This is a genomic window from Streptomyces sp. UH6 (assembly GCF_013421635.1).
Lineage (GTDB): Bacteria > Actinomycetota > Actinomycetes > Streptomycetales > Streptomycetaceae > Streptomyces > Streptomyces abyssomicinicus.
Map to the genome: position 1 here is coordinate 30740 of NZ_JACADT010000001.1, position 24997 is coordinate 55736.

19 protein-coding genes are annotated in these 24997 nt (G+C 66.7%); 12 read left to right on the forward strand and 7 right to left on the reverse strand.

Annotated features, from left to right (window positions below; all coding sequences use genetic code 11):
• The first annotated feature begins 274 nt into the window (after positions 1 to 274).
• The 8 genes from HW445_RS00150 to HW445_RS34220 all read left to right on the forward strand — a co-directional run bounded on the left by HW445_RS00150 (position 275) and on the right by HW445_RS34220 (position 8496).
• Positions 275 to 1798: an ABC transporter substrate-binding protein gene (locus HW445_RS00150; RefSeq protein ID WP_257230709.1), complete on the forward strand. Its 1524-nt coding sequence runs from the start codon at positions 275 to 277 to the stop codon at positions 1796 to 1798.
• Positions 1785 to 2735: an ABC transporter permease gene (locus HW445_RS00155; protein ID WP_308797963.1), complete on the forward strand. Its 951-nt coding sequence runs from the start codon at positions 1785 to 1787 to the stop codon at positions 2733 to 2735. The genes HW445_RS00150 and HW445_RS00155 overlap by 14 nt, the downstream gene beginning before the upstream one ends.
• Positions 2732 to 3589 carry an ABC transporter permease gene (locus HW445_RS00160; RefSeq protein ID WP_180218955.1) on the forward strand — a complete coding sequence of 286 codons (858 nt, stop codon included), beginning with the start codon at positions 2732 to 2734 and terminating at the stop codon, positions 3587 to 3589. Before HW445_RS00155 ends, HW445_RS00160 begins: the two co-directional genes overlap by 4 nt.
• Positions 3586 to 4578 (forward strand): ABC transporter ATP-binding protein, encoded by a 993-nt coding sequence (locus tag HW445_RS00165; RefSeq protein ID WP_180218956.1) that lies wholly within the window; start codon positions 3586 to 3588, stop codon positions 4576 to 4578. The genes HW445_RS00160 and HW445_RS00165 overlap by 4 nt, the downstream gene beginning before the upstream one ends.
• Positions 4575 to 5366 carry an ATP-binding cassette domain-containing protein gene (locus HW445_RS00170; protein WP_308797967.1) on the forward strand — a complete coding sequence of 264 codons (792 nt, stop codon included), beginning with the start codon at positions 4575 to 4577 and terminating at the stop codon, positions 5364 to 5366. The genes HW445_RS00165 and HW445_RS00170 overlap by 4 nt, the downstream gene beginning before the upstream one ends.
• An 82-nt stretch (positions 5367 to 5448) precedes the next feature.
• Positions 5449 to 7032, forward strand: coding sequence for a class I adenylate-forming enzyme family protein (locus HW445_RS00175; RefSeq protein WP_308797969.1), 1584 nt, complete (start codon positions 5449 to 5451; stop codon positions 7030 to 7032).
• A 165-nt stretch (positions 7033 to 7197) separates the two neighbouring features.
• The gene (locus tag HW445_RS00180) at positions 7198 to 7785 is read left to right on the forward strand and encodes a TetR/AcrR family transcriptional regulator (protein WP_180218959.1); all 588 of its coding nucleotides are present in this window, start codon (positions 7198 to 7200) and stop codon (positions 7783 to 7785) included.
• Positions 7786 to 7875: 90 nt separating this feature from the next.
• Positions 7876 to 8496 carry an N-acetyltransferase gene (locus HW445_RS34220; protein ID WP_218956412.1) on the forward strand — a complete coding sequence of 207 codons (621 nt, stop codon included), beginning with the start codon at positions 7876 to 7878 and terminating at the stop codon, positions 8494 to 8496.
• A 254-nt stretch (positions 8497 to 8750) separates the two neighbouring features.
• Here HW445_RS34220 and HW445_RS00190 read toward each other — a convergent pair whose 3' ends face one another.
• From HW445_RS00190 to HW445_RS00200, 3 genes are read right to left on the reverse strand one after another with little or no spacing between them, the layout of a single operon-like run.
• Positions 8751 to 10244 carry a gamma-aminobutyraldehyde dehydrogenase gene (locus HW445_RS00190; protein ID WP_180218975.1) on the reverse strand — a complete coding sequence of 498 codons (1494 nt, stop codon included), beginning with the start codon at positions 10242 to 10244 and terminating at the stop codon, positions 8751 to 8753.
• Positions 10244 to 11653: an aspartate aminotransferase family protein gene (locus HW445_RS00195; protein ID WP_180218960.1), complete on the reverse strand. Its 1410-nt coding sequence runs from the start codon at positions 11651 to 11653 to the stop codon at positions 10244 to 10246. Before HW445_RS00195 ends, HW445_RS00190 begins: the two co-directional genes overlap by 1 nt.
• Positions 11654 to 11666: 13 nt before the next feature.
• Complete coding sequence (locus HW445_RS00200) at positions 11667 to 13172, reverse strand: CoA-acylating methylmalonate-semialdehyde dehydrogenase (protein ID WP_180218961.1); 1506 nt, start codon at positions 13170 to 13172, stop codon at positions 11667 to 11669.
• A 134-nt stretch (positions 13173 to 13306) separates the two neighbouring features.
• Between HW445_RS00200 and HW445_RS00205 the strand changes: the two genes are divergently transcribed.
• Positions 13307 to 14932: a PucR family transcriptional regulator ligand-binding domain-containing protein gene (locus HW445_RS00205; RefSeq protein ID WP_180218962.1), complete on the forward strand. Its 1626-nt coding sequence runs from the start codon at positions 13307 to 13309 to the stop codon at positions 14930 to 14932.
• A gap of 173 nt (positions 14933 to 15105) precedes the next feature.
• On the opposite strand, the gene HW445_RS00210 is transcribed toward HW445_RS00205, so the two are convergent.
• The 3 genes from HW445_RS00210 to HW445_RS00220 all read right to left on the reverse strand — a co-directional run bounded on the left by HW445_RS00210 (position 15106) and on the right by HW445_RS00220 (position 18693).
• A complete protein-coding gene (locus HW445_RS00210; RefSeq protein WP_180218963.1) occupies positions 15106 to 16521 on the reverse strand; it encodes an amidase in 1416 nt (471 codons plus the stop codon).
• 100 nt (positions 16522 to 16621) lie between these two features.
• Entirely contained in the window at positions 16622 to 17407 is a 786-nt protein-coding gene (locus HW445_RS00215; protein WP_180218964.1) for an MOSC domain-containing protein, read from the reverse strand.
• Between the two features lie 11 nt (positions 17408 to 17418).
• Positions 17419 to 18693: an NAD(P)/FAD-dependent oxidoreductase gene (locus tag HW445_RS00220; RefSeq protein ID WP_180218965.1), complete on the reverse strand. Its 1275-nt coding sequence runs from the start codon at positions 18691 to 18693 to the stop codon at positions 17419 to 17421.
• Between the two features lie 139 nt (positions 18694 to 18832).
• Between HW445_RS00220 and HW445_RS00225 the strand changes: the two genes are divergently transcribed.
• Complete coding sequence (locus HW445_RS00225; RefSeq protein WP_180218966.1) at positions 18833 to 20335, forward strand: FAD-dependent oxidoreductase; 1503 nt, start codon at positions 18833 to 18835, stop codon at positions 20333 to 20335.
• A gap of 357 nt (positions 20336 to 20692) precedes the next feature.
• On the opposite strand, the gene HW445_RS00230 is transcribed toward HW445_RS00225, so the two are convergent.
• On the reverse strand, positions 20693 to 21859 hold the full coding sequence (locus HW445_RS00230) for an NAD(P)/FAD-dependent oxidoreductase (RefSeq protein WP_308797984.1): 1167 nt from the start codon (positions 21857 to 21859) through the stop codon (positions 20693 to 20695).
• A gap of 190 nt (positions 21860 to 22049) precedes the next feature.
• On the opposite strand from HW445_RS00230, the gene HW445_RS00235 reads away from it, so the two are divergent.
• Complete coding sequence (locus tag HW445_RS00235; RefSeq protein ID WP_180218968.1) at positions 22050 to 22625, forward strand: TetR/AcrR family transcriptional regulator; 576 nt, start codon at positions 22050 to 22052, stop codon at positions 22623 to 22625.
• Positions 22622 to 24172 (forward strand): MFS transporter, encoded by a 1551-nt coding sequence (locus HW445_RS00240; protein ID WP_180218969.1) that lies wholly within the window; start codon positions 22622 to 22624, stop codon positions 24170 to 24172. Before HW445_RS00235 ends, HW445_RS00240 begins: the two co-directional genes overlap by 4 nt.
• Positions 24173 to 24997: the final 825 nt, after the last annotated feature.

A 24997-nucleotide genomic window follows, 5' to 3' on the forward strand; every position in this document is an offset into this window, starting at 1 on the left:
ACAGCCGGGCCTGGCCAGCCAGGCCCGGCCTCCTTAACCAAAGTGAAACACGCCATGACCATTGCTGTTGTATCGGTCCTGTTATATCTTCCGCGTTACATGACTGAGACGTGAGTCACATCAGCCGGTGCAGCGCACGTCTTTGCACAAAGGAGATGGCATGAAGCGAGTCCGCAGATCGCGATGGCTGACAACGGCCGCCGCCGCCCTCGCCGGCGCAATGCTGGTCTCATGCAGTGGCAGTGACGACAAGAACGCTCAGGTCGATGCCACGATGCTGGTCTCGAAACTGCCGGCGGGCAACGGTGCCGTCGACACCGTCAAGTGGAACGTCTACGGCGAGCCCGACACGCTGGATCCTCGCAACGCCGTGAACTACGGCAACGGCCAGATCGTGCGCAACATGTGCGAGGGCCTGTTCAAGATGGACGAGAAGTTCAACGTGACCGGGAACCTTGCCTCGTCGCACGAGCAGGTATCTCCGACAGAGCTGAAGCTCACCATCAGGGATGGCGTGAAGTTCTGGGACGGCAAAGCACTCACCGCGGAGGATGTCGCCTACAGCCTGGAACGCTCGGCCGCCGAGGACTCCGTCGTCAGCTTCGGGTTCATCTTCGTCGAGGACATCAATGTCAGCGGCCCGATGGAGGTCACCGTCACCTTCTCCCGTCCCGACGCCAACTTCCTGAGCAGCCTGGCGTCGATCGCCGGCGTCATCATCGAGAAGGACTGGGCGCAGAAGACCGGGGACAAGGTCGGGACACCTACCGGCGGCCTCATGTGTAGCGGGCCCTATGAGTTCGGTTCCTGGCGTTCCGGGAGCGGTATCACCATCGAGCGCAACGACGCGTACTGGAACACCGCCCTGCAGCCGCAGACGAAGCGCATCGACTTCTCGTTCATCTCCGATGACACCGCTCTGGCGCAGGCTCTCGACGCCGGCGAGATCGACGGCGCGTACGAGCTTCCGCCCTCGACAATCGCCAAGCTCAGCAAGTCGAAGACCGGGCGGGTGGTGTTCGGGCCCTCAACCCAGAGCACCGCGATCTCCGTCGCCAACCCGGGCACCCCCCTCGCCGACGCCAAGCTGCGCGAAGCCTTCCACCGGGCCCTCGACCGCGAGTCCATCGCCAAGGTGATCTTCAGCGGCGCAGCGGAGCCGAACTACACCGAACTCACCCCGGCCACCTGGCCGAACGCGGAGCGCGAGCTGTACCAGCCGGCCTACGACAAATGGGTCAAGGCCCGCTCTTACGACCCGGAGGCGGCCAAGAAGCTAGTCGAGGAGTCGGACTACGACGGGCAAACGCTGGTTCTGGCGATCATGGCCGGTGACCAGACCGCCTCACGCGTCGCCCAGCTGGTGCAGCAGCAGGCCAAGGCCATCGGAGTCAAGGTCGAAATCCAGACCATGCAGGCTCTGGTCTTCGACCAGGCCGGCTACGACGCGAGCAAGCGCAAGGGCATCGACCTCATCTACTCCTCCAGCTTCAACACCCGCCAGGAGCCGTTGGAGCCGCTGGGTTACGACCTGCTCCCCGACCAGCCGTACAACTACACGAACTTCGACGTGCCGGAAGTGACCAAGCTCCTCCATGACGCCCGGTCGTCGTTCGACGCAAAGGAGCGCGCCGAGCTGATCGTCGAAGCACAGGAGATCTACGAGCCCAAGAACGGTCTGATCAGCCTGGTGTCCAACAACACGGCCACTTTCCTCAACAACCGGCTGTCCGGAGCGATCACGTCCTTCGCCTACTGGTCGATGCCGCAGATGGGGTACATAGGTGCTGCGAAGTAATCTGGTACGGCGGGTCACCGCGACGGTCTCGGGTGCCGTCGGGACCATCGTCGTCGCATCTTTCGTGATCTTCGCCAGCCTTTCCACGGCTCCAGGAGATCCGGTCGCCCAGATCCTGGGCGCCAAGGCCAGCGACGAGGCACGCGCCAACATGCGCGAAAGGCTCGGGCTGAACGACCCTCTGCTGGAGCGCTACTGGCACTGGCTGACCGGAGCGCTCCAGGGGGACCTTGGAACCTCATTCACTTCCCGCCAGAGCGTCTCCAGCCTCATCGAGCCCCGGCTGATGACCACCTTCCTCCTGGTCGCCATGGCTTCCGTCCTCATCATCACCATCGGCATCTCGCTCGGAGTCTTCGGCGGTGTGAGCGAGCGCGGCCGGAACCTCGTGGCGACCCTGGTGGGTCTGGGGGTAGCCGTTCCGGGCTTCGTCGCCGCCAATCTGCTCATCGGAGTGTTCGCAGTGAAGCTCGGATGGTTCCCCACCTTCGGCAGCGGAGAAGGGCTGGTGGATCGCATCTGGCACCTGACACTTCCCTCGATCGCCCTGTCCATCGGCTACGGCGCCTACGTCACCCAGCTGACCTCGGCAGCCGTTGCGGAGGAGGCCGAGAAGGAGTACGTCACCACCGCCCGCGGGCGGGGCGTTCCCTCCCGGGTGATCCTGCGGCATCACACACTGCGCAACGCCGCGCTGCCGGTCCTGACCGCATCGGGGCTTTCGGTCGCGGGGCTGGTCGCAGGCACGGTCGTCGTAGAGCAGATCTTCGGCGTGGACGGTGTCGGCGCGCTGCTGATCCGCAGCATCTCGAGCAAGGACTATGCCGTCGTCTCGGCCGTGAGCATGATCATCGTGGTGGCGTTCGTCGTCGCGACGACCGTGATCGACCTGGTCCAGGCCGCCCTGGACCCGCGTGAAAGGGCGAAGGCCGCATGACGATCACCTGGGGGGAAGCGGTTCAGACCTCCCGCCGCAAGTTCGGCTCACTCGGCCAGCCCGCGCTGGTGGCCTCGGGCGTAATGGCCGGCCTCCTGGCTCTGCTCGCCGTGATCGGCCCCTGGATCGCCCCCTACGACGCAGACGCCACCGACGTTCTGTCGGCAGGACAGGGGCCAAGCAGTGCCCACTGGTTCGGAACAGACTCGCTGGGGCGGGACATCCTGTCCCGCGCTCTGACCGCCGCGCGACTGAGCCTGGCAGCACCCGCGCTCATCGTGCTGATCAGCACGGTCCTCGGCACCGCAGTGGCGGTCTTCAGCGCATGGCACGGCGGCTGGATCGACCGGATGGTGAACCGGTTCCTCAACGTTATGTTCTCGGTGCCCGGCATCCTGGTCGCCGTTCTGGCCTCGGCCGTCTTCGGCGCCGGGTTCTGGGCCCCCGTGATCGCACTGGGAATCGTGTACATGCCCTACATGGCCCGAGTCGTGCGCAGTGTGGCGCTCCAAGAACGCCAACGGGCGTACGTGGAGAGTCTGCAACTGGCGGGAATGCCGTCCTGGCGGATCTGCGTCCGGCATCTGGGACCGAATGTCCTACCGATCGTCATCGCTCAGGCAACCTACGGACTCGGATCCGCCCTGGCCGACTTCGCAGCGGTGTCCTTCCTCGGTCTGGGAATCCAGCCTCCGACCTCGGAATGGGGCGTCATGGTCTCCGACGGCAGATCCGAGCTCCTCGACGGCCAGTTCCAACAGGTGCTCGTGGCCGGCACGTTCATCGTGGTCACCGTGGTCGTTTTCAACGTGCTGGGCGCCCAGCTTTCCAACCGATCCGGAGGACGCCGATGAGCCTGCACCAGTTGCTCGCGATCGAAAATCTGGACCTCGCGGTGAAGCACCGCGGCTCGATGCGCCCCCTCGTGCATGACGTGGATCTGGCCGTGGGCGCGGCGGAGTCGGTGGGACTGGTCGGCGAATCCGGGTCGGGTAAGTCGATGACGATCAAGGCCGCCATGAGGCTGCTCCCTCGCAACGCCTCGGTCGGTGGATCTGTCGAGTTCGACGGCCGGGATGTGAACCGGCTCGGACGGCGGGATCTCGCCCGGTTCCGGTCACGCGACGTCGCACTGATCCACCAGGATCCGCGGGCACACATCAACCCCAACCGCACCATCGCCCAGTTCGTCACCGAGGGCGTCGTGCACACAGGCATGATGAGCGAGGAAGCCGCGCTGGAGCGGGCATGCGCCCTTATGCGTGACGTGGGAATTCCCGACCCGGAAAAGCGACTGAAGCAGTTCCCGCACCAACTCTCCGGAGGACTGCTCCAGCGCGTCATGATCGTGACCACGATGCTGCCGTCGCCGCGCCTCATCTTCGCCGACGAACCGACCACCGCGTTGGACGTGACCGTCCAGTCCGACGTGATGGCTATCCTCATGGAACAAGTCCGTGATCACCACATGGCGATGCTCTTCGTGACGCACGACCTGGACCTCGCCGCCGCGGTCACCGACCGGCTCGCCGTCATGTACGCGGGCACCATCGTGGAGATGGGCACATCGGGCGCCATCTGTTCTCGGCCACTGCACCCCTACACCGCCGCACTTCTCAAGTCACGCCCCTCAACCACCGAGGTCCGGCGGCTGACCGCGATTCCCGGGAGGCCACTCGCGGCCTACGAGGTGACCAAAGGCTGCTCCTTCGCACCCCGGTGCCCTTTCGCAGGCGACCAATGCCGCAACGAGGCACCAAAGCGCCGGCTGGTGGAAGGCAGGGCGGTCGCGTGTCATCGCGTCGAGGAGATCGCACAGTCACTCCAGGAGGGAGCATCGTGACAGTCCGCACCCAACAGGATCTGGCTCTAGAGGTCTCAGGTCTGTGCAAGACCTTCTACAGCCGCACAGGCGGCGAGCGCGCTGCGCTGACCGACGTCAGCTTCTCCATCCCACGCGGCTCCTGTCTCGCGGTGGTGGGCGAATCGGGCTCGGGAAAAACGACTGCGGCCCGCATCGTCGCCGGCTTGGAGCACGCCACCGCGGGCAAGGTGCGGCTGACGGACCACCCTGCGACAGGCAGGACTCGGCGCAGCGTTCAGATGGTCTTCCAGGATCCCTACGGTTCCCTTGACCCACGCCAGGCCATCGGCGCCGGACTGCATGAACTGCTTCGCCTTCACGGCCTGCGTCGGAAATCCGAGCGTCAGGGCCGCGTCGCCGAACTCCTCGAAGCGGTCGGCCTCGACGAACGCCACGCACGGCAGTATCCGAGCTCGCTGTCCGGAGGACAGCGTCAGCGGGTCGCCATCGCCCGGGCGCTGGCACTTGACCCCTCGCTGCTGATACTCGACGAGGCCGTGTCCGCGCTCGACGTCAGTGTGCAGGCGCAGGTCTTGAACCTGCTCGCCGACATCCGCGCGATGACCCACATCAGCTACATGTTCGTGTCGCACGACCTTGGCGTGGTGCGACAGGTGAGCGACACCTGTGTCGTCCTTGAGCACGGACGCGTCGTCGAGACCGGCCGTACTGCGGACGTCCTGGATTCACCGCAGAAGACCTACACACAGGCGCTGGTCGAAGCGGTTCCGCGGCCTGGCTGGCAGCCCAAGCGCAGAACCGCCTGACCTCGCCGGGCCGTGGCAGCCAGCCACGGCCCACCACGACCCTTTTATGCATCATCCGTTATACAACAATGGAGGTACGAAAGTGAGCACGCCCCTTCCCGCCGAACTCACTCCGTTCCAGAAGTCACTACGCGGCAAGTCGATGCCCGACGCACTCGATGCAGCCGCCGCCGCGTGGCCCGACAGCCTGGCGTTCCACGAGATAGAGGGCAAGCAGAGGTCGCTCACCTGGGCCGAGTTCCGGGATGCCGTGACGCGCCTGCGGTCCGGCCTCGAGGCCGCGGGGGTGACAACGGGCGCAAAGGTGGGCCTGCTGATCACCAATCGCATCGAGTTCCCGATCGCCTGGTTCGCGGTGGTGGAGGCCGGCGCGGCGATCGTGCCTCTCAACCCGAAGTACACGAGCAAGGAGATCGACTTCGTCCTGAGGGACGCGGAGGCCACCTGGCTCCTCGGCGAGAGCGACCTGGTCGACAAGCACGTAGCGGACGGCAAGGTCGGTCCGGTCGACCTCGCGAGAATCGTCACCATTGACGGCAGCGCCCAGGGCGCTCTGAGCTACGACAAGCTCATGGTCACTCCGACCACCGACAGGCGACAGGGCATCGACCCCCTCGAGATCACCAACATCCAGTTCACCTCGGGCACCACCGGGCTGCCGAAGGGGTGCCTGCTCACCCACGAGTACTGGATGGAACTCGGTATCTTCGGATCATTGCTGGACGGCTCGTCGAGGCGGCTGCTCGCCGACCACCCCTTCTACTACATGCAGAATCAGGCATACCTGATGCTGGCCATCTTCCGCGGAGGCACGCTGTACATCACACCTGGCCTGAGCCGCCGCAAGTTCATGGACTGGCTCCACGACTACCGGATCGACTTCGCGTGGATCGATGAGGACATCCTCGAGTTCCCCGCGGATCCACGCGACACGGACCTGGCCATGAAGCGGGCGCCCGTCTCGGGATTGCCCGGCTGGGCCTACGAGCCCCTCCTGCAGCGCTTCGGCATCCGCGGCCGGGAGTGCTACGCCAGCACCGAGCTCGGCAACGGCACCGCAGTCCCCTACGACCGCGACGACCTGGCGGGCAACGGATCGATGGGCTTCTGCTTCCCCAACCGGGAGTCGAAGGTCGTCGACGAGCACTTCAACGAAGTGCCGTCCGGCACACCTGGCGAGCTGTGCATGCGCGGCCCGGGCATCATGCTCGGCTACCACAACCGGCCCGAGGCCAACGCCGAGCTGTTCCTGGACGGCGGGTGGTTCCGCACCGGCGACGTCGTAGTCAAGGAAGCCGACGGGCAGCACTACTACAAGGGCCGCACCCGGGACATGATCCGCCGGAGTGGCGAGAACATCTCCGCAGCCGAGGTGGAGAGCCAGATCGCAACTCTCGACGGCGTCTGGGACGTGGCCGCCGTACCGGTTCCGGACCCCATCCGCGAGGAGGAGGTCAAGGTCATCGTCGTGCGCGAGGCAGATTCCAGTCTCACCCCGCAGGACATCGTCGCGCACGCCCGCGAGGGCCTCGCCCCCTTCAAGGTGCCGCGTTACGTGGAGTTCCGTGATGAACTCCCCTACACCGCAAGCGGCAAGGTGCACAAGGCCGCGCTGAAGGAGGAGGCCGAGCCGCTGCACGCCGGCGTCGTCGACACCAAGGGCTGACAGGAACGGCACCGGGGGCACTTCGCGCGCGCTGTCGAAGTGCCCCGCCGCCGTTACCCACAGCACACGTGCAGCTATCAGACCGGCCAGACGATGCCACCTCGCCCGATGCGGCACCCCTATAATGTTTGGACTGTTGTATAACGAGCGGGTGCAGGAGGCGCAATGCCGATCTTCGTTGACCACGAGGAGCGTCGCGAACAGATCGTCACGGCCGCGACTCAGGTGTTGGGTGAGCTCGGCTTTGCCAAGTTCACGCTACGCGCGGTGGGGAAGCGCATGGGAGGATCGGTCACCTTGGTCACCCACTACTTTTCGAACCGTGACGCGCTGCTGGACGCGTTGCTGGAACGAACCCTGTCGGATGCGCGGAACCAGCAGGACGAGCTCATGTCGATCACCGACCCTCATGAGCGGCTACGCGCCACGATCGAGTATTTCCTGCCGCTCAACGAGGAGAACATGCGCATTGAGCGGGCCCGCGTTGCGCTCGCCAGCCAGCGCGGGGTCGAGCCCTCAGTCGCGGAACACATGGATCAGATCGATCCGGGGATGCGGGCACTGGTCCGAGTCGCCCTCGCGGAATTCATCCCCGCCGATCAGCTCGAGGAGACCGTGGACTTGATCCGCTTGTGGACGGCGGGCGTGGTCCTCTCCGCCATCGAGCATCCCGAGACCTGGACCCAGGAGCGCCAGCTGGTGGCCCTGGAGCAGTTCATGAGGAGGATGAATCTTCCGACGCTGACGGCCTGAGACACATCGCGGTGCCGGGCGCGGCTGCCCGGGCACAACGCTCTGGGCCGTCAGCCGACCGCATCAACTGCGCCGAAGGGGAGAACGCACGTGGATTTCTACATCGAACCAGTCACCACAGCAGAGGTCGACGACAGTGCCCGTCTCATAGCCCTCGCGCTGCAGGACGATCCAGTCTTTAACGCGTACGTGCCCGGAGAGAGGGACCGCCTCAACAGGCTGACAAGGTTCTTCGGCAGCGTCTTGCGCAGCGGACCACTGCGAAACGGTGTCGTTGATGTCGCCCGCAGCGCGCGTGGCAGCGATATTGTCGGGGTCGCCGCCTGGGAGGGTCCGGACCGGCACCACAGTTCCTGGTCCATTCTCAAGGACCTGTCGCACCTGGTCCGGGCTTCCGGAGTCCGGCACGTCCCGTCCTTCTTGACACAGCTTGCGGCCTACGACAAGGCCCGGCCCAGGTATCCACACTGGTACCTGGCCGACATCGCCGTCAACGACTCCGCACGTGGTCTCGGGGTCGGCTCGGCACTGCTTCGCTTTAGGCTCGCTTCCATCGACGAACAAGCCCTCCCCGTCTATCTGGAAGCCACCTCGCCGGCCAATCAGCGCCTGTACGAGCGCTTCGGCTTCTGCAGTACGGGGAGTATCGAGACGTCTGGCGTCGCGTCTGTTGGCATGATCAGGCCCGGACAGCGACACTCTGCGCTGTGAAACATGTCGTTCCGGCCTGGTACGGCGGACGCGTCCGCCCGTGCTGATCGACTACCGCACTCCGCCCGCGAGCCGTCGCGCCTTGGCCCTCGGTGCCAGCCAAGGCCGGCCGGTAAGCGGTATTACTCAAGCGCTCCCTGGCCGTCGCCCAGGATTCGGTGGCGGTCGCAAGTTGCGGGGTGGTGTCCCGCCCGCCCAGACTCTGCTTCGAGTCGGCGGACGGGAGGGACACACCAACGGCCTGCTCGACCGGGTCAGTGGCTGGTGAAGACCACGTCGTGCCACGCCTTGCGAGGCACCCCGGTGATGTCTGTCATGACGTGCTTGATGTTGGTGTACTCCTCAAAGGCGTAGGCAGACATGTCCTTGCCGAAGCCCGAAGCCTTGTAGCCACCGTGCGGCATCTCACTGGCCATCGGAATGTGGTCGTTGATCCAGACGCAGCCTGCCTGGATCTCACGGCTGGCGCGCCCGGCACGCAAAACACTGCGCGTCCAGGCGGAGGCGGCCAAGCCGTAGGGCGTGTCGTTGGCCAGGCGGAGGGCCTCGTCATCGCTGTCGAACGGGATGCAGACGAGAACGGGTCCGAAGATCTCCTGCTGAACGACGGGAGAATTCTGGGCGGCGCCGGTGATGAGGGTGGGTTCGTAGTAGGCACCTCGCTCCAACGTTCCGCCCGGGCTCCTGCCGCCACGAACGACGGTCGCTCCGGCCGCCCGTGCGGCTTCGACCATGGCGGCGACCCGGTCGCGCTGGTTGAAGGTGATCAGTGAGCCCATGTCGGTGGCGGGGTCGTCGACCGGGCCCAGCCGTACGTCGTCCATGAGGGCGGCCACTCGCTGCACAAACGCGTCGTAAAGAGGGCGCTGGACGTAAGCACGGGTGGCGGCGGTGCAGTCCTGGCCCGCGTTGATGAGAGCACCCGCTACGGCGCCTCGGGAAGCCGCGTCCAGATCGGCGTCGTCGAAAACCACAAAGGGCGCCTTGCCACCGAGTTCCAGATGGACCCGCTTAACCATGCCGGCCGCCTGCTCGGCGATGCGGCGACCGACCGCCGTGGATCCAGTGAACGACACCATGGCAATGTCCGGGTGGGTCACCAGGGCCTGCCCCGCGATGGTGCCACTGCCGGTGACAACGTTGATCACGCCGTCGGGAATACCAGCTTCCTGGGCGGCCTCGGCGAACATCACCGCGGTCAGCGGGGTCAGTTCGGACGGCTTCAGGACCACGGTATTGCCTGCTGCGATGGCGGGCAGTACCTTCCAGGCCGCCATCTGCAACGGGTAGTTCCACGGGGCGATGGAGCCTACGACGCCGACCGGCTCGCGACGGACATACGAAGTGTGGTCGCCGGAGTACTCCGCCGCGGCACGGCCTTCCGGATTGCGGGCGGCGCCGGCGAAGAACCGGACGTTGTCGATGGTGCCGGGCACATCGAATTCGCGGGTGAGCCGGATGGGTTTGCCGCCGCTGTCGCTTTCGGCCCGGGCGAATTCCTCGCTGCGGTCCTCGAGCAGGTCGGCCAGGCGGATCAGAGCAAGGGAGCGTTCGGAGGGAGTGGCCTTCGACCAGTCGTGGAAGGCAGCGCGGGCACTGGCCACGGCCTCGTGCACGTCTTCCGGGCCGGCCAGTATGTCGCTGTCCACGACCTCGCCAGTCGCCGGGTTGACCACCGAGTGGCGCGTACCAGAAGTACCCGGGCGCCGTTTGCCTGCGATGAATTGTTGTCCTGTGCTACTCACGATCACGAATCCGATCTGGTGGCGGCGAGCTCTGCGGGGGCGGCGATCAGACCGGACTGACGTACCGCGGTGTCCACACGGGTGAGCACCTGGTCGAGCAGAGCCAGTCCCTCGCGGGCTTCCTCCTCGGTGATGGTGCACGGAGGTACCACGTGGAGGCGGTTGGAGTTGACGAAGAGCAACAACCCGAGTTCCTTTGCGGCGCGTGCGGCCTCAGCCATCACCGGACTGCTGCCGCCGTTCGGTGCCGCCGGTTCCCGGCTCTCCCGATCGGTGACCAGTTCGACGGCCCAGAAGACACCACGGCCACGGACCTCACCCACGCTCGGGTGCTTCTCCTGAAGTTCAGCCAGCCCGGGACCGAGCACTTTGTCTCCGATGCGCCGCGCGTTGTCGACGATGCCTGCTCCCTCCATGACGGTGATGGCGGCGACGGCGGCGGCGCAAGCCAGGGGATGTCCGGAGTAGGTGAGGCCGCCGGGGTAGACGCGGTCCGCAAAATGCTGGGCGATGCGGTCACCAATGACGACACCGCCGAGCGGTACGTAGCCGGAATTGACGCCCTTGGCGAAGGTCAGCAGGTCGGGGACGACGCCTTCGTCGTCGCAGACGAACCACGCGCCGGTACGGCCGAATCCGGTCATCACCTCGTCGACGATGAAGACGATGCCGTACTTGTCGCACAGCTCGCGTACGCCGGCCAAGTAGCCGGGAGGCGGCAGCATGATGCCCGCGGTGCCGGGGACAGCCTCGAGCAGGACTGCCGCGACGGTGTCCGGGCCTTCCAGTTCGATGACTTGCCGAAGGTGGGTGAGCGCACGCTGGCACTCCTCCTCTTCGGTGGTGGCGTGGAAGTGGCTTCGGTAGAGGTACGGGCCGAAAAAGTGGACGACTCCGGAGCTGCCGTTGTCGTTGGGCCAGCGGCGCGGATCTCCAGTCAGGTTGATCGCGGTCTGCGTTCCGCCGTGGTAGGAGCGGTAACGAGAGAGCACCTTGGGGCGGCCGGTGACCAATCGGGCCATGCGCACGGCGTGCTCGTTTGCGTCGGCCCCGCCGTTGGTGAAGAAGACCCGGTTCAGGTCGCCAGGGGCGCGTTCGCTGATGAGCTGGGCGGCGCGGGAGCGCTGGTCGTTGGCGTGCTGCGGGGCGATGGTGGTCAGGGTGCGGGCCTGGGCGGCGATCGCCTCCACCACATAGGGGTGCTGATGACCGATGTTTGTGTTCACCAGCTGGGAGGAGAAGTCGAGCATGCGGCGCCCCCTCCCGTCCCAGACATAGCAGCCCTCGGCGTGAGTGACGACCATCGGATCAAGTGCGGACTGCGCCGACCAGGAATGGAAGACGTGGCGGCGGTCGAGTTCGTAGGTGCGGGCGACGGCGGCGGCGTCCGGCGCGGTGGGGTCGAAGGTCATGACGGCACCTCTCTCAGACGGTCTGCGGAAAGCCGAGGTTAAGGCCGCCGTCGCGGGGGGCCCGCCAGCGTGTGGTGACGACTTTGCCCCGGGTGAAGAAGTGCACTCCCTCGGTACCGTGCGCATGCGTGTCACCGAAGAGGGAGTTCTTCCAGCCTCCGAAGCTGTAATACGCCATGGGCACGGGTATCGGCACGTTGATGCCGATCATGCCCACTTCCACCTCGTTCTGAAAACGGCGGGCGGCTCCGCCGTCGTTGGTGAATATCGCCGTTCCGTTGCCGTAGGGATTGGCGTTGATCAGTTCCAGGGCCTCGTCGTAGGAGTCCACCCTCAACACGGACAAGACCGGTCCGAAGATCTCATCTGTGTAGCAGCTCATGTCCGGAGTGACGTGGTCGAGCAGCGTCGGGCCGAGCCAGAAGCCGTCACGACCGCCGTCGGCGGTCACCTGCCGGCCGTCCAGGACCAGCTGCGCGCCTTCCTGCTCAGCCCTGTCGACGTAGGAGGCGACCCGGTCCCGGTGCGCGGCAGTCACCAGCGGCCCCATGTCGGTGTTTCGGGTGCCGTCACCGGTCCTGATGGCCCGGGCTCGTGCAGCGATCTTCGTCACCAGTGAGTCAGCCAACGCGCCGACCGCCACAACGGCAGAAACGGCCATGCATCGCTCACCTGCCGAGCCGAAACCAGCATTGACCATCGCGTCGGCGGCCAGGTCGAGATCTGCGTCCGGCAGCACCACCGCGTGGTTCTTCGCTCCACCGAGCGCTTGGACACGCTTGCCGTGGGAAGTGCCCTTGGCGTACACGTACTGGGCAACGGGTGTGGAGCCGACGAAGCTGACCGCCTTGACGGCCCGGTGGGACAGCAGTTCGTCGACGGCGATCTTGTCACCTTGCAGCACATTGAAGACGCCCGCAGGCAGACCCGCCTCGGCCCACAGCTCTGCCATCCACAGCGCCGCCGACGGGGCCTTCTCGCTGGGCTTGAGCACGACGGTATTGCCCGCTGCGATGGCGATGGGGAAGAACCACATGGGGACCATGGCGGGGAAGTTGAAGGGCGCCACAATGCCGACGACTCCGAGCGGCTGCCGCGTGGAGTGCACGTCCACCGAGCTGGAGGCGTTCTCGCTGAAGCCACCCTTGATCAGGTGAGGGATGCCGCAAGCGAATTCCACCACCTCTTGCCCACGGGCGACCTCGCCCAGCGCGTCGGACAGCACCTTGCCGTGCTCCCCAGTGATGATTTCGGCGAGTTCCTCCTTGCGCTGATTGAGCAGCTCACGGAAGCGGAACACCGTCGCCACCCGCTTGGCCAGCGACGTGTCGCGCCAAGCCGGGAACGCGGCGGCGGCTGATTCGATCACCTCGCGGGAATCCGCCACGTGGGCCAGTGCCACTTCGCGGGTCACCGCACCGGTGGCCGGATTGGTCACCGCAGCGGCACGTCCGCTGTTGCCGGCAAATGCCTTGTTGTCGACCCAATGACCGACACGCCGCAGATCGCTGATCGCCACTGCTTCCACCCCTTTCGTCGCCCGCCGGTAGCCGGGACGGCATCCGGCGGTGGGTTCGCTGACTGCCCGTGAGGTTGCCAGGCCCTGCAGCGACAGTCTGTCCGCCTGCCATGGATAATGTTTACAATGTGTCAGTGCAGCCGACCGTGCGAGAAACGCTTCAGCTGTCAGCCCTGGCTAACGGGAGGCCCCGGGTCATCGGCGGCCACAACCACCTCGACCGCCCGGTGCAGTGGGTGCATTCCAGCGACCTCGCCGACCTCACGGACCTGCTGGCAGGCGGGGAACTCGTTCTCACCACGGGACTTCCCCTGGCTGGTGGTGCCCGACAGACCGCGGCCTACCTCGGCATGCTGGCCGAGCAGGACGTGGCAGGTCTTGTCATTGAGCTGGGCACCCACCTCAAGACGTTGCCTGAGTACCTGACGAGGTTGACCCGTTCCCTGCCGTTGCCCGTAGTCGCCTTGTCAGTGAGGGTTCGGTTCGTCGAAGTCACCCAGCAGGTGCACCGCCTGATCGTGGCCGATCAGTACTCCCAGGTGGAGTTCGCCCGCACTCTTCACGAGGTTTTCACCTCGCTGAACATCGCCCGGGCTTCGACCGCGGACATCGTCACCCGCGCGGCGCAGACCGTGGGCGCCCCCCTGGTTTTGGAGGACGTCGGTCGGCACGTGCTCGCCTTTTGCCCGCAGGACATGCCGACCGCCGAGCTGCTGCACCAGTGGAGCGAACGATCACGCCTCCACGACGCAGCGAACGGGTGCTCCCCCGAAGCCCTCTGGTCGGCGGTCCCGGTGGGCATCGGCTCCGAACAGTGGGGACGCCTGGTTCTGCCCGCGCCGGTACCCGACGCATCCCGCGCACGCATGGTCCTCGAACGCGCCGCACAGTCGCTCCAACTGCACCGGATGATTCAGCAGGAGCGCGACACCCTGGTCGTCCAAGCACTCGGCGGCCTCTTCGATGATTTGCTGAGCGGTCGGGTCAGCGACGAAGAGGAGGCCGTCGCCCGAGCAACGGCCCTGGGGCTGTCCGCCGGCGGTCGGTACGTCGCACTGTCCGTCCGCGTTCCGTCATCGGGGTCCGACGCACTGGCCCAGGGGGAGGTCGACCGGCGCGTTCTTGCTGCCGTCCGCCAGGCGGTGGCAGCCTCCGGCGAGAGCGCCATCGTGTCCATCCGCCGCCAGGGAACCGTGTCCGCGCTCCTCACCTGCCCGCCGCACGGCAGCGAACGCGCTCTCGCCGCCGTGAGCAGAGCGCTGCGCGAGAGACTGTCGGGACGAAGCGGCACCGCGGGTTGGGTGGCCGGCACCGCACCTACCGCCCCCAGGCTGACTGAAGCCGCGTTCCGGCTCGCCGAGGCGGAACACCTGGCGGAAGTCGGCCTGACCATGCCTGAGGCGAACCGGGTCTACCGCTCAGCGGATGTGCGGTTGAGGGGACTCGTCGCCCTGCTGCGAGACGACCACCGGCTGCAGAGATTCGCCGAGACCGAACTGGGCTCACTCCTCGACCACGACGCCCGCACAGGTGACGACCTCCTCGGGCTTCTGCGCATTCACCTTGACTGCGGCGGGTCCAAGACCGAGACCGCACGCCTGGCCGGTCTGAGTCGTCCTACCCTCTACAGTCGGCTGCGTACCATGGAGCGCATCCTGTCCGTCTCCTTGGACTCCGCCGAGTCGCGCACGTCCCTCCACACGGCACTCATGATCGCTGACGCGCACAGGTTCGGCCGGGAGAATTCAGGACGGCTATGACACGGGCGCGGAGCAGCAAGCGGCGCTCTGGGCGCCGCAGCACGAGCAAACCGGAGGACGAAACCCTGGCCAGCAGCAGACGGGAACGTGCCCCATGCGTTGCAGGGCCGCCGCCTCAGCAAAAAGGTACGGCCCGCCGGCAGAGCGGCGAGCCGTCACAATTGCGCTGCAGTTCAGAGCACGGGATGGCGTGTGTGCCAGTCGGTGGCGCGCTGGTAGCGGGCAGCGACGGACACCACGTCCGCGTCTGCCCACAGCGGGCCGATGAACTGCAGCCCCACCGGTAGTCCTTGAGACGTGAAGCCCCCCGGCACGCTCAACGCGGGCAGACCGGCATGAGCGGGCGGTTCCGTCATCGAGTGGAGCAGCAGGGCCAGCGGCGGCGCCTCCTGGCCATCGACCATGCCGCGGGGGCCGTAATCGCCCGCGTTGGGGAAGGCGGGCACCGGTGTAGTGGGCGTCACAAGCACGTCGGCCCCGTTCATGGCGGTGGAGAACGCGTTGTAGATCTCGGTCTTGCCCTGTGTGAAGGCCGTGTAGACCTGCCTGCCTGTGACGTTCTTGGCGCGTTCGGCCATCTCAAGGATCATGGGCCATACCTCCACGCCGCCCGCCTGCAGCTGCTCCACCAACTCCAGGTACGCATAACCGTTGAGGTGATCAAAGAACACCTGCGTGTCGGGCAGCTGGATGCCGACCTCCTCCACGCTCGCGCCTGCGGCGCGCATATCCTCCAGGGCCGCAGCGAAAACCCGGCGTATCTCGGGGTCGAGAACTTTCTGGCCCAGGTCGTAACAGGCAGCGACGCGCACTCCGGTCAAGTCTCCCGGCGTGAGCGCGGCCTCGGTGTAGCTACGGGCGTCGCGCGGCACGGAGAAGCGGTCGGAGGGATGGTGGCCTGCGGTGGCGTCGAAGACGATCGCCGCGTCCAAGACCGTGCGGGCGATGGGACCGTCGGTGGAGTCGCCGTCGACGCACTCGGCTGCGGGTATCCGGCCGATGGAAGGCTTGATACCCACCACGCCGCACAGTGCGGACGGCACCCGGATGGAACCTCCGCCGTCCGAGCCCCAAGCCACCGGCCCGACACCGGCGGCCACCGCGGCAGCCGCGCCGCCGCTGGAACCGCCGGGGGTGTAGCCCGGCCTCCAGGGATTGCTCGTCGTCCCGGTGAGCTTGCTCTCGGTGACGCCGAGCAGGCCGAACTCGGGCGTGGTGGTCTTTCCGAGCAGGATGGCCCCCTGCTCCTTCAGCCGCGCCCAGCCGATCGCGTCTTCGTCGGGGACGTACTCGCTGAAAGCAACAGATCCGTAGGTCGTCCGGACACCGGCGGTTTCGGCCAAGTCCTTCACAGTCATCGGCACACCGAACAGCGCAGGCAGCTCCTCCCCCGACCGCAGGCGGCTCTCCGCCTTCTTGGCGTCGGCACGCGCTTGGTCGGCGGTGGTGGTGACCATGATGTTGAGTGCCTGATCGACATGCTCCATCCGGTCGAGCACGGCATCGACCACCTCAACGGGCGATACCTCGCCGCTCCGGTACAGTTCCGCGAGCTCTGCTGCGCTCTTCCGGATGATCTCGTCTGACATGCCGTCTCCTTACCCTGCGTCATATTGCTGGTGGTACGTCGGTGTGTTGCGCTTTCCTTATTGCGTTGTGTTGTGTCTGGTGAGTGCGCGTCCGGTCCGGCTACGGAAGCAGGTGGACCGGGTCTGTCATGGTGATGCGCCCTGGGCGAACCACGTCCGCGTAGACGCCGAACAGGACGGCCGGTCCCCAGGCACTGGGGGTGGCGCCCCGCACGCTACGGATTCGGGCCTGCATCCGCAGCGCTCGGTCACCATCCCGCGGGCGGTGTTCGACCGCCAGGCAGCGCGGGATGCCCTCGCGCACGCGCAATTGGCACTCGCCGATCTGCAGGACCCTGTTGTTCCAGCCGTCCTCCTCGAAGGGCACGTCGCCGAGGTCGGCGGTGACGTTGAGCCGGAATCGGCGCGGATCCACAGGCTGGCCGTCCGTCTCCGTGCCCAGCGCGGCCAGTGATGCGGTGGACTGGAGAGTCACCGGGTACGCATCGTGTCCGCCGCCGGGATCGGTGCAGTGCACCAATCGCAGTGCCCGGCCGGCGATTTCGGACAGGTACTCATCCCAAGGGCCGGGTGCCCACCGCCCCTGGACTGTCCGGTCGTCGAGGTGGAAAGGGCGCGCACCGCCCGCGGGCTCGAGCGCCTGGGCGCACTCGGTCCTCTCGCCCCGGCCCACAGCGAAAGTTCCGGAGGCGGGGTCGTAGGAGGTCCAGTGGTCCAAGAAGATCGGGTCGCGCGGGACCGAGTACAGCCGTTCGTCGATGTCCACGAGGAAGAACTCTCGGTTTCCGACGATGCCGGTGCTCTCGACCTGGATCTCCGGCACTACCCGCAGCGCGAAGCCCTTGGTCGCAGTGACCTCCAGGCGAGCGAGCGATCCGATGCCCACTGACTGCGAGCTCATCCCAGGGCGTCCGGCACCTCTTGGCCACGGACGAAGGCGGTGGCGCGCACGGCCGCGTCGGCGCCGGAGGTGATCGCGCCGTCCATCCAGCCGAACCAGCGGCGGGAGATGTCACCCCCTGCGAAGAAGAACGGTCCCGGGTTTGCCGCGAGTTCGTGCCAACCTACGGCTTGGCCGGGCCTGGCGGTGTGCCAGGTGCCCCGCGCGAAATCATCGCTGATCCAGTCGTGCGACAGTGTCTCCGCCTGCTGGCCGATCGCGGGATGCCGAGCCTGCAACGCGGTCCAGCCCCGCTGCAGCGCCGCCTCGTGGCTCGGCTCGGCGACACCGAAGTACGCCACGGCACTGGTGTCGGCGCCGGCTACCGCGTACGCCTCGATGGCGTCGGGCCAGCCGACGGAGTGCAGCCCGTCCGCCTCGCCCGCAACCGTGGTCCACCCCTTGGCCGCCCGTCCCACGTGCCCTTGGGCCACGACCCGTCCCGCTTCTGGGGTGATGGGGACGTCGAGACGCAGCTGGGACAGTACGTTGACAGGCAACGCGATGATCGCCGCGGCGGCGGTCACCGAGAACCCGTCGCCGGACACGACGACGCCGTCGTCGTGCGGTCCGACACCTTCGACCCGGTGGCCGAGCCGTACACGCGATCCCAACTGCTCCGCGATGGCCCGCGCGATGCCGTCGGTGCCACCAGCGATCCGGGCGGACTCGCCCTCGAACGCGGCGCGGGCGCTTCCGAATCCGCTGACCTCGTGCAGCAGACTGATGACGGAGTAGTCGTTCTCGCTCGCGCCCATGAGCGCGAACGACTCGGCGAGCAGCCTCTGACGTACCTCCGTTCGCAGGCCAAGTTCCTCAAGGTAGTCGGCCATGGTCACATCCAAGTGCTCGACGGCCCGGTACCAGTCGGGACGGTCGAAAGCGACCAGGGCGGCGTCCTTGTCCAGACGCGCCAGGGCTCGCTCGTACTCGCTTCCCGCCATGGTGTCGAGCGGGTCGGCGTCGTCCCAGTCCTTGGTCTGGTCGAGCGCAAGATCGAGGCCGTACTTCGCCGCCTCCCGCACGACCGCCTCGTGGTGGTTGGGCGCGACCCATTCCGCGCCGAGGTCGACCGCGGTGCCGGCCGCCTCGAACGTCTTCGTCCAGGTGCGGCCACCGACCCGGTCGCGCGCTTCCAGCACCACGACGTCCATTCCGGCCGCGACGAGGTCCCGGGCGGCGACGAGACCCGCCAGACCTGCCCCGGCCACCACGACGTCTGCTTGCCTCATCGCACTCCTTCTGCTTCAAAGCCCGGGCACGACCGCGAGCCCCTGTCAGCTTGGCGGGAGTATGTATGATGCGCGTTGTGTAACGCAATAAATATTTCAATCCTGGAAGCTCGACCCGCAGGGAAGCCGGGTGCCGGCCATGGCCTACGTCATCACACAGAACTGCTGCAACGACAGCTCGTGCGTCGCTGTCTGCCCGGTCCAATGCATCCGACCCCGCCCCGGTGACCCCGATTTCACCGCCACCGACCAGCTCTACATCGACCCCTCCGCCTGCATAGACTGTGGCGCCTGTGCTGCGGAGTGCCCGGTCGAAGCGATCGTTCACGACGCCGAACTGCCGCCGCATCTAGAAGAGTTCCGTCGCATCAACGCCGACCACTTCGCCGACCACCCGCTCACCGAGGTGGCACCACCACCTATCACGCGTCGACGCCTTCCACGAGAACGGCCTCGCCTCCGGGTCGCCGTCGTGGGCTCCGGTCCGGCCGCCCTTTACGCGGCCAGCGGGCTCAGCGAGATCCGTGGAGTCGAGGTCACCGTCATCGAGAAGCTGGCAGTGCCTTACGGGCTCGCACGGTTCGGCGTAGCGCCGGACCACAAGCGGACCAGACGCATCATGGAGCGGTTCGCTCCGATCCTGCAGCGCCCCAACGTGACCAGCCGGTTCGGCGTCGAGGTCGGCCGGGACGTCAGCATCGAGGAGCTCCGTCGGCATCACCACGCGGTGATATGGGCCGTCGGGGCCTTCACCGATCGCGCGCTGGGCATTCCCGGCGAGGAGCTCGCAGGGTCGGTGTCCGCCCGGGACTTCGTCGCCTGGTACAACGACCACCCTGACTTCGCTGACCGCCGGTTCGACTTGTCCGGCCGGCGTGCCGTCATCATCGGCAATGGAAATGTTGCTCTCGATATCGCGCGGCTCCTTGCCCAACCCGTTGCGGCCCTGGAACACACATCGATCGCTCGTCATGCCCTGGAAGCCCTCCGACAGAGCGCGGTCGAGGAGGTGATGGTCGTCGCACGGCGAGGCCCAGCCTCCGCCGCCCACGGCACCGGCGAGCTTCTGGCGATGAGTCACCTCTCTGATGTCGACCTCTTGGCGCATCCGGAGGAAATCACTGTGGCCGAGCCCCAACTCGACACCATCGAGCACGCGTCACGTGATCTTCGACGCCGGCTTGCCGTAGTACGGGAAGCGGCTACTCGGGTTCCCAGTGCCCGGCGTCGGATCACACTGCGATACCGCCTCACCCCTGCCGAACTTACGGGCGACACCGCGGTGACAGGCATCCTGCTGCATCGGCCTGACGGTACAGCCGAGAGAATCGACACCACACTCGTCATCCGAGCCACTGGCTTCCGCGGTCGAGCAACGGCCGGTCTGCCGTTCGACTCGACGACCGGCACGATTCCCCACCGTGCTGGCCGCATCCTCGCTGCATCGGGCGAGCCGCTTCACGGTCTGTACTGCACGGGCTGGATCAAACGCGGACCCACCGGAAACATCGGCGCCAACCGTGTCGACGCCGAAGAGACGATCACCTCGCTTCTCAACGACTTCACCGAAGGGCTGTTGCCGGACCCGGTCACACCCGCAGGACCGGGTCCCCTGACCCGCCTGGACAGGACGGATGAGTGATCGTCAGCAGGTGCCGTCGGGCGGCTCTTGGCCGTTGAGCCACCGGAGAACCTGTGTGAAGTCGCCGTCGCCGGGGAGGCCGAAGGCGGGGCCGGTGGTGACGGCGCACCTCTGCCACCGCCTGAATCCCTCCCCGGATAACCCCACCACACTCGACGACCGGGGCCGGCGAACTGGTACCGCACGCAGCGCTGCTCACCCCCACCGCAGGCTGACGCGTTTGGGCACGAGCGACGCCCTGCTCACACTCGAGCCGGGCCTCCCTCGCCGTGCACGCTGAAATGCAACGGCGAGAAGTACCCGGAGCAGCGGCACGCGAGGTGCCCGGTGAGTCAAAGGTCGATCCGTCAACTGACCTTACGGCCGGACTCGCTGCACGGCTGCGAGGTCCGCAGCGCCGCCGAGGGCCCTTCGGCCAGACGCGGAGACTGCTCGCGGCAGGGACTGCGCCAGCTCACCGGCTCCCCCAAGGACGGTCATGAAGCGATCCCTCCACGTCGGTAGGGTGACGTACTCCGCAGCGCGAGCCGTCACGCGCTGGCTCGTCTGCACGAACGGGCGGACGTGACGCTCGTAGGCGGTGAAGGCCGCGGCCGTGTCCGCGCCGTGCTCCTGGAGCGACTTGGCCAACGTCACCGCCCCCAGAAGTGCGCCGTGTGCACCCAGCCCTGACAAGGGGTCGATGCAGTGGGCCGCGTCGCCGATGAGGACGACGCGACGGGCGGACCAGCGGGATGTGCGGACCTGGGTGAACCGCGTCATCAGTACGTCATCCGACGCCAGCACCCCTTCAGCGATGTCTTCGAGTTCGCGTCCTGTGCTGTACAGGGCTTTCGCCACTTGCTCGACCAGTGGCCGCAGTTCGGTGACGTTCTGGGGAGCCTGGACGGCGGCAACAATTTGCGTCTTGGCAGTTTGGGGATAGGGGTAGGCGAACACCACGGCGCGGTGACGGCCGACGACTACTGCGTCGGGGTCAGGCATGGCACGGTCAACGGTCATCCACAGGTGCGACAAGCCGTTGCGGTAAAGACTTGCGTCCGTGTTGCTCAGCACGAGGCCGCGTACCGTGGAGTGGACACCGTCGGCACCGACGACGATGTCGAAGGGCTCCCCTGGCCCCTCACCGTCCTCGGCGAACTTCGCGAGCACCTGTTCGGCTCGATGCTCCAGCGACACCAAACGTGTCCCCAGGCGCACGTCGACCTCCTCCGGTACGTGCTTCAGCAGCTCCTCGATCAGCCTGCCGCGATGGGCAAGGCGGTTTTCGCCGCCGGCGAAGGTGATCTGAAGGGGGCGGCGACCGCCCTTGAACCGCAAAGCCGTCGCCGGGGTGGCGAAGCTCGTCCGTTCCACGATGTGGTCGGCATCCATCTTGTGCAGGATGGCCTGAGCTGTGGCGCTGAGATCGAGCACGAAGCCCCCGCTGTGCGGGGCTGAGCTGGCATCGACGAGCACAACGTTCCATCCCGTGTGATGAAGCCACCATGCCGCAGCGCTGCCGGCGATACCGCCGCCGACCACCAAGGCTCGCCTCGCACCTGCCGGGGAACTTGCTGTGTGTGCCATGAGGTGTCTCCTCACCTGTTCGGCCTGGTCCCGCGCACGTCCTTGCAGCTCAGGCCAGATGTCCACGAACTTGTACGTCTGTACTTGTACGCTTGTACTTGTACGATGGTACATTAGCTGGGCTGGTCGAAAACAAGGAGTGCAGATGACCGAAACAGACAGCACGGGACCCAAGCGCAGCCGTCGTGATCCGGAGGCCCGTCGACGGGCGATCGTGCAAGCGGCCGCGGAGCTACTGATGGGTTCCGGAGACTTGACGCACCGCCAGGTGGCCGAGCGGGCAGGGGTGCCGTTGGGAGCGACCACCTACTACTTCGCCACACTCGGCGAGCTGCGAGAGGCCGCACTCGCCCAACTGGCCGACAGCCTCAACAACCACCTCGCCAGGATCGCGGACGAGGTCGCCGCCGCCAACGGTGACGCGACCGTGCTTGCCGGGCAGCTGCACGCCTACCTCAGCGACGTCGAGCAGGTGCGGGCCGACGCCGCCCTCTACAGCTCCGCGGCGCAGGATCCCGCACTGCGACATCTCGCACTGCGATGGTTCGATGGATTCATCCAGCTGACTGCGGCCCTGACCGACCCGACCACCGCACGCAACATCGCCGTCTACGTCGAAGGGGCCAGCCTGCACGCGACCCTCACCGGCAAGCCCCTCGACCTTCCCACTCTCACCAGCGCCCTCACGGCGCTGCTGCGCGCTGAAGGAGAGGGAGCATGATCACCAACCACGACGACAGGCAATCGCACGCGTCGGCGCTCAGCCCCGCTCAGCGATGGGCCGCCCTGGCCGTCCTGTCGGCCAGCCTGGTCGTCATCTCCATCGACATGACGATCCTCAATGTCGCGCTGCCGCACATCACCACGGACTTGACACCGACCGCCGCGCAACAGCTGTGGATCGTCGACATCTACGCGCTCGTCCTAGCGGGCCTGCTCGTCCCCATGAGCGCCGTCGCCGACCGCTTCGGCCGCAAGCGCATCCTGCTCACCGGCTTCGGCGTGTTCGCAGTCGCCTCCCTGCTCGTACTGACGGCAACCACGCCCAGCTTGGTGATCGCCATCCGCGCCCTGCTCGGAATCGGCGGCGCGATGATCATGCCGACGACCTTGTCGATGATTCGCGTAATCTTCACCGACCCCAAGGAACGCGCCACGGCGCTGGGCATCTGGGCTGCCGTCTCCTCGCTAGGCATGGCCGTCGGCCCCGTCGTGGGCGGCCTCCTGCTCGAGTACTACTCCTGGCAGTCCGCCTTCCTCATCAACGTTCCACTGATGGCCATCGCCCTGATCGCCGGCCTCTTTCTGCTGCCCGAGTTCCGCAGTGCAACGCCGCCGCAGTGGGACACCATCGGCGCACTGGCCTCCATCAGCGGCATGGCCGCGCTAGTGTGGTCGATCAAGCACTTCGCCCACGAAGGAGTCGGCGATCTGTCGGGGTGGGCCGTCTTCAGCGCGGCTGTACTGGCCCTGACCTGGTTCGTCCGGCGTTGCCTGAGCCGGAGCAACCCCATGCTCGACCTGCGCCTGTTCCGCAACGGCCCGTTCACCGCAGGCATCGTCGCGGCGCTGACGTTCATGTTCGCCATGTCGGCGCTGCTGCTCCTGGCGGCACAGTGGCTGCAACTCGTGCGGGGCTCCTCCCCTCTCGAAGCTGGCCTATCCATGCTGCCCGCCGTCCTCGCCGTCGGTGTGGCCTCCCCACTGGCGCCGGCACTGGCCGATCGCATCGGCGCCCGGGCCGTACTCGGCGGGGGTCTCGCCGTGGCAGGGCTCGGCTTCCTCGTCATCTTCCTGGCGCCGACCCCGCTGTCGTACGGCTGGATGGTCATCGCCCTGATCCTCCTCGGCTCGGGGGGCAGCTCCCTCGCCGTGGGCTCAGCGATCATCATGTCGGGCACCCCACAGGACAAGGCCGGAAACGCCGCAGCCCTCGAAGAAACCAGTTACGAACTCGGCAGCGTCCTCGGTGTTGCCATCCTCGGCAGTATCGCCGCGGCTGCGTACAGCGCGAAACTCACCGCGACGGCCCTCGCCGGACTCGGCCTCGACAGCTCCCAGACGGCAGCAGCTCGCGAGTCCCTCGGAGGAGCCGTAGGCGTGGCTGCGGAAACCGGTTCGCAGAAGCTGACGGTGCTGGCAAACCAGTCCTTTGTTGAGGCCCTCGCGCAGACCGGTCTCGCCGGCTTCATCATCATGACGGTCGCCGCAGCGGCGGTCGCCCTCCTGGTGCCGCGCTCGCTGGACCTCAGCAAGCAGTCACACTGACGTCCCCCTCTTCCACCAGCGCTGCGCCACGGATCACAGGCTCGTCGTACTGTCGCCTGACCGCCCTGGCAAAGCACGGAACGGATGACCCTTCCTGGCAGCCACGCGGCGGTGTTGGAACCGCCGGACCAGCCGATGCCCACGCTCTGCCTCTCCCAGTGCGCGTGCTGCCGCCAGCACACGGCGGCCGTTCAGAAGGGCTGAGCACCTGCTCCCCGCCAAGACCTCCTGACGGGGCGCAGTCACGTCCACCCACACGACCATTACGCGCCGGAATTCTGGTCCCCGATCGGAACACCCCCGCGTCGGCGGGGAGGACGTCAGGTGATGCGGGCGGGCGCTCGGTGACTGCGGAACACCCACGCGGACGCGGGGTGTTCCGACGACTGCTCAACGCACCCGCACGAGTTCGACGTCCTTTCCGCCGACGCGGGGGGGGTGGTCTGGATCCGTTCGCTTCAGACCGCAGAGGTCCGGAGTCCACCCTGCCTTAGATCTGTTTCTGCCCCAGGCGACCGAATCCCCGGCTGCTGGGCTCCACGGCGTCCTGCACCGGCCGCCTGACCTGGAAAGAACTACGGGCGTCCGTGGGAGTCCTCTGGGACTTTCCTGGGACTTTCGGCCGCATCAGGGGGCACGAGCGTGAAACAGCCGAAAGGCCATATCTGCAGGTCAGCAACTGATGGTCGATCGTTCTCGCAGGCCAGCTGAGTGACTGGTCTCTTCCGCGACATCTGACGGGAAGATGCCGTCGCACCCCGTGGAACCGCGAAGCATGTTCCGGGAGGGGTGCGGCGGCACTTCCGGGTCCGGCCTGGGACTTCT

What these genes read in the sequence shown, in the direction of transcription:
- HW445_RS00150 (WP_257230709.1), top strand. Translation starts at nt 275, where the DNA reads ATGCTGGTCTCGAAACTGCCGGCGGGCAACGGTGCCGTCGACACCGTC.
- HW445_RS00160 (WP_180218955.1), top strand. Translation starts at nt 2,732, where the DNA reads ATGACGATCACCTGGGGGGAAGCGGTTCAGACCTCCCGCCGCAAGTTC.
- HW445_RS00165 (WP_180218956.1), top strand. Translation starts at nt 3,586, where the DNA reads ATGAGCCTGCACCAGTTGCTCGCGATCGAAAATCTGGACCTCGCGGTG.
- HW445_RS00180 (WP_180218959.1), top strand. Translation starts at nt 7,198, where the DNA reads ATGCCGATCTTCGTTGACCACGAGGAGCGTCGCGAACAGATCGTCACG.
- HW445_RS00195 (WP_180218960.1), bottom strand. Translation starts at nt 11,653, where the DNA reads ATGACCTTCGACCCCACCGCGCCGGACGCCGCCGCCGTCGCCCGCACC.
- HW445_RS00210 (WP_180218963.1), bottom strand. Translation starts at nt 16,521, where the DNA reads ATGTCAGACGAGATCATCCGGAAGAGCGCAGCAGAGCTCGCGGAACTG.
- HW445_RS00220 (WP_180218965.1), bottom strand. Translation starts at nt 18,693, where the DNA reads ATGAGGCAAGCAGACGTCGTGGTGGCCGGGGCAGGTCTGGCGGGTCTC.
- HW445_RS00225 (WP_180218966.1), top strand. Translation starts at nt 18,833, where the DNA reads ATGGCCTACGTCATCACACAGAACTGCTGCAACGACAGCTCGTGCGTC.
- HW445_RS00235 (WP_180218968.1), top strand. Translation starts at nt 22,050, where the DNA reads ATGACCGAAACAGACAGCACGGGACCCAAGCGCAGCCGTCGTGATCCG.
- HW445_RS00240 (WP_180218969.1), top strand. Translation starts at nt 22,622, where the DNA reads ATGATCACCAACCACGACGACAGGCAATCGCACGCGTCGGCGCTCAGC.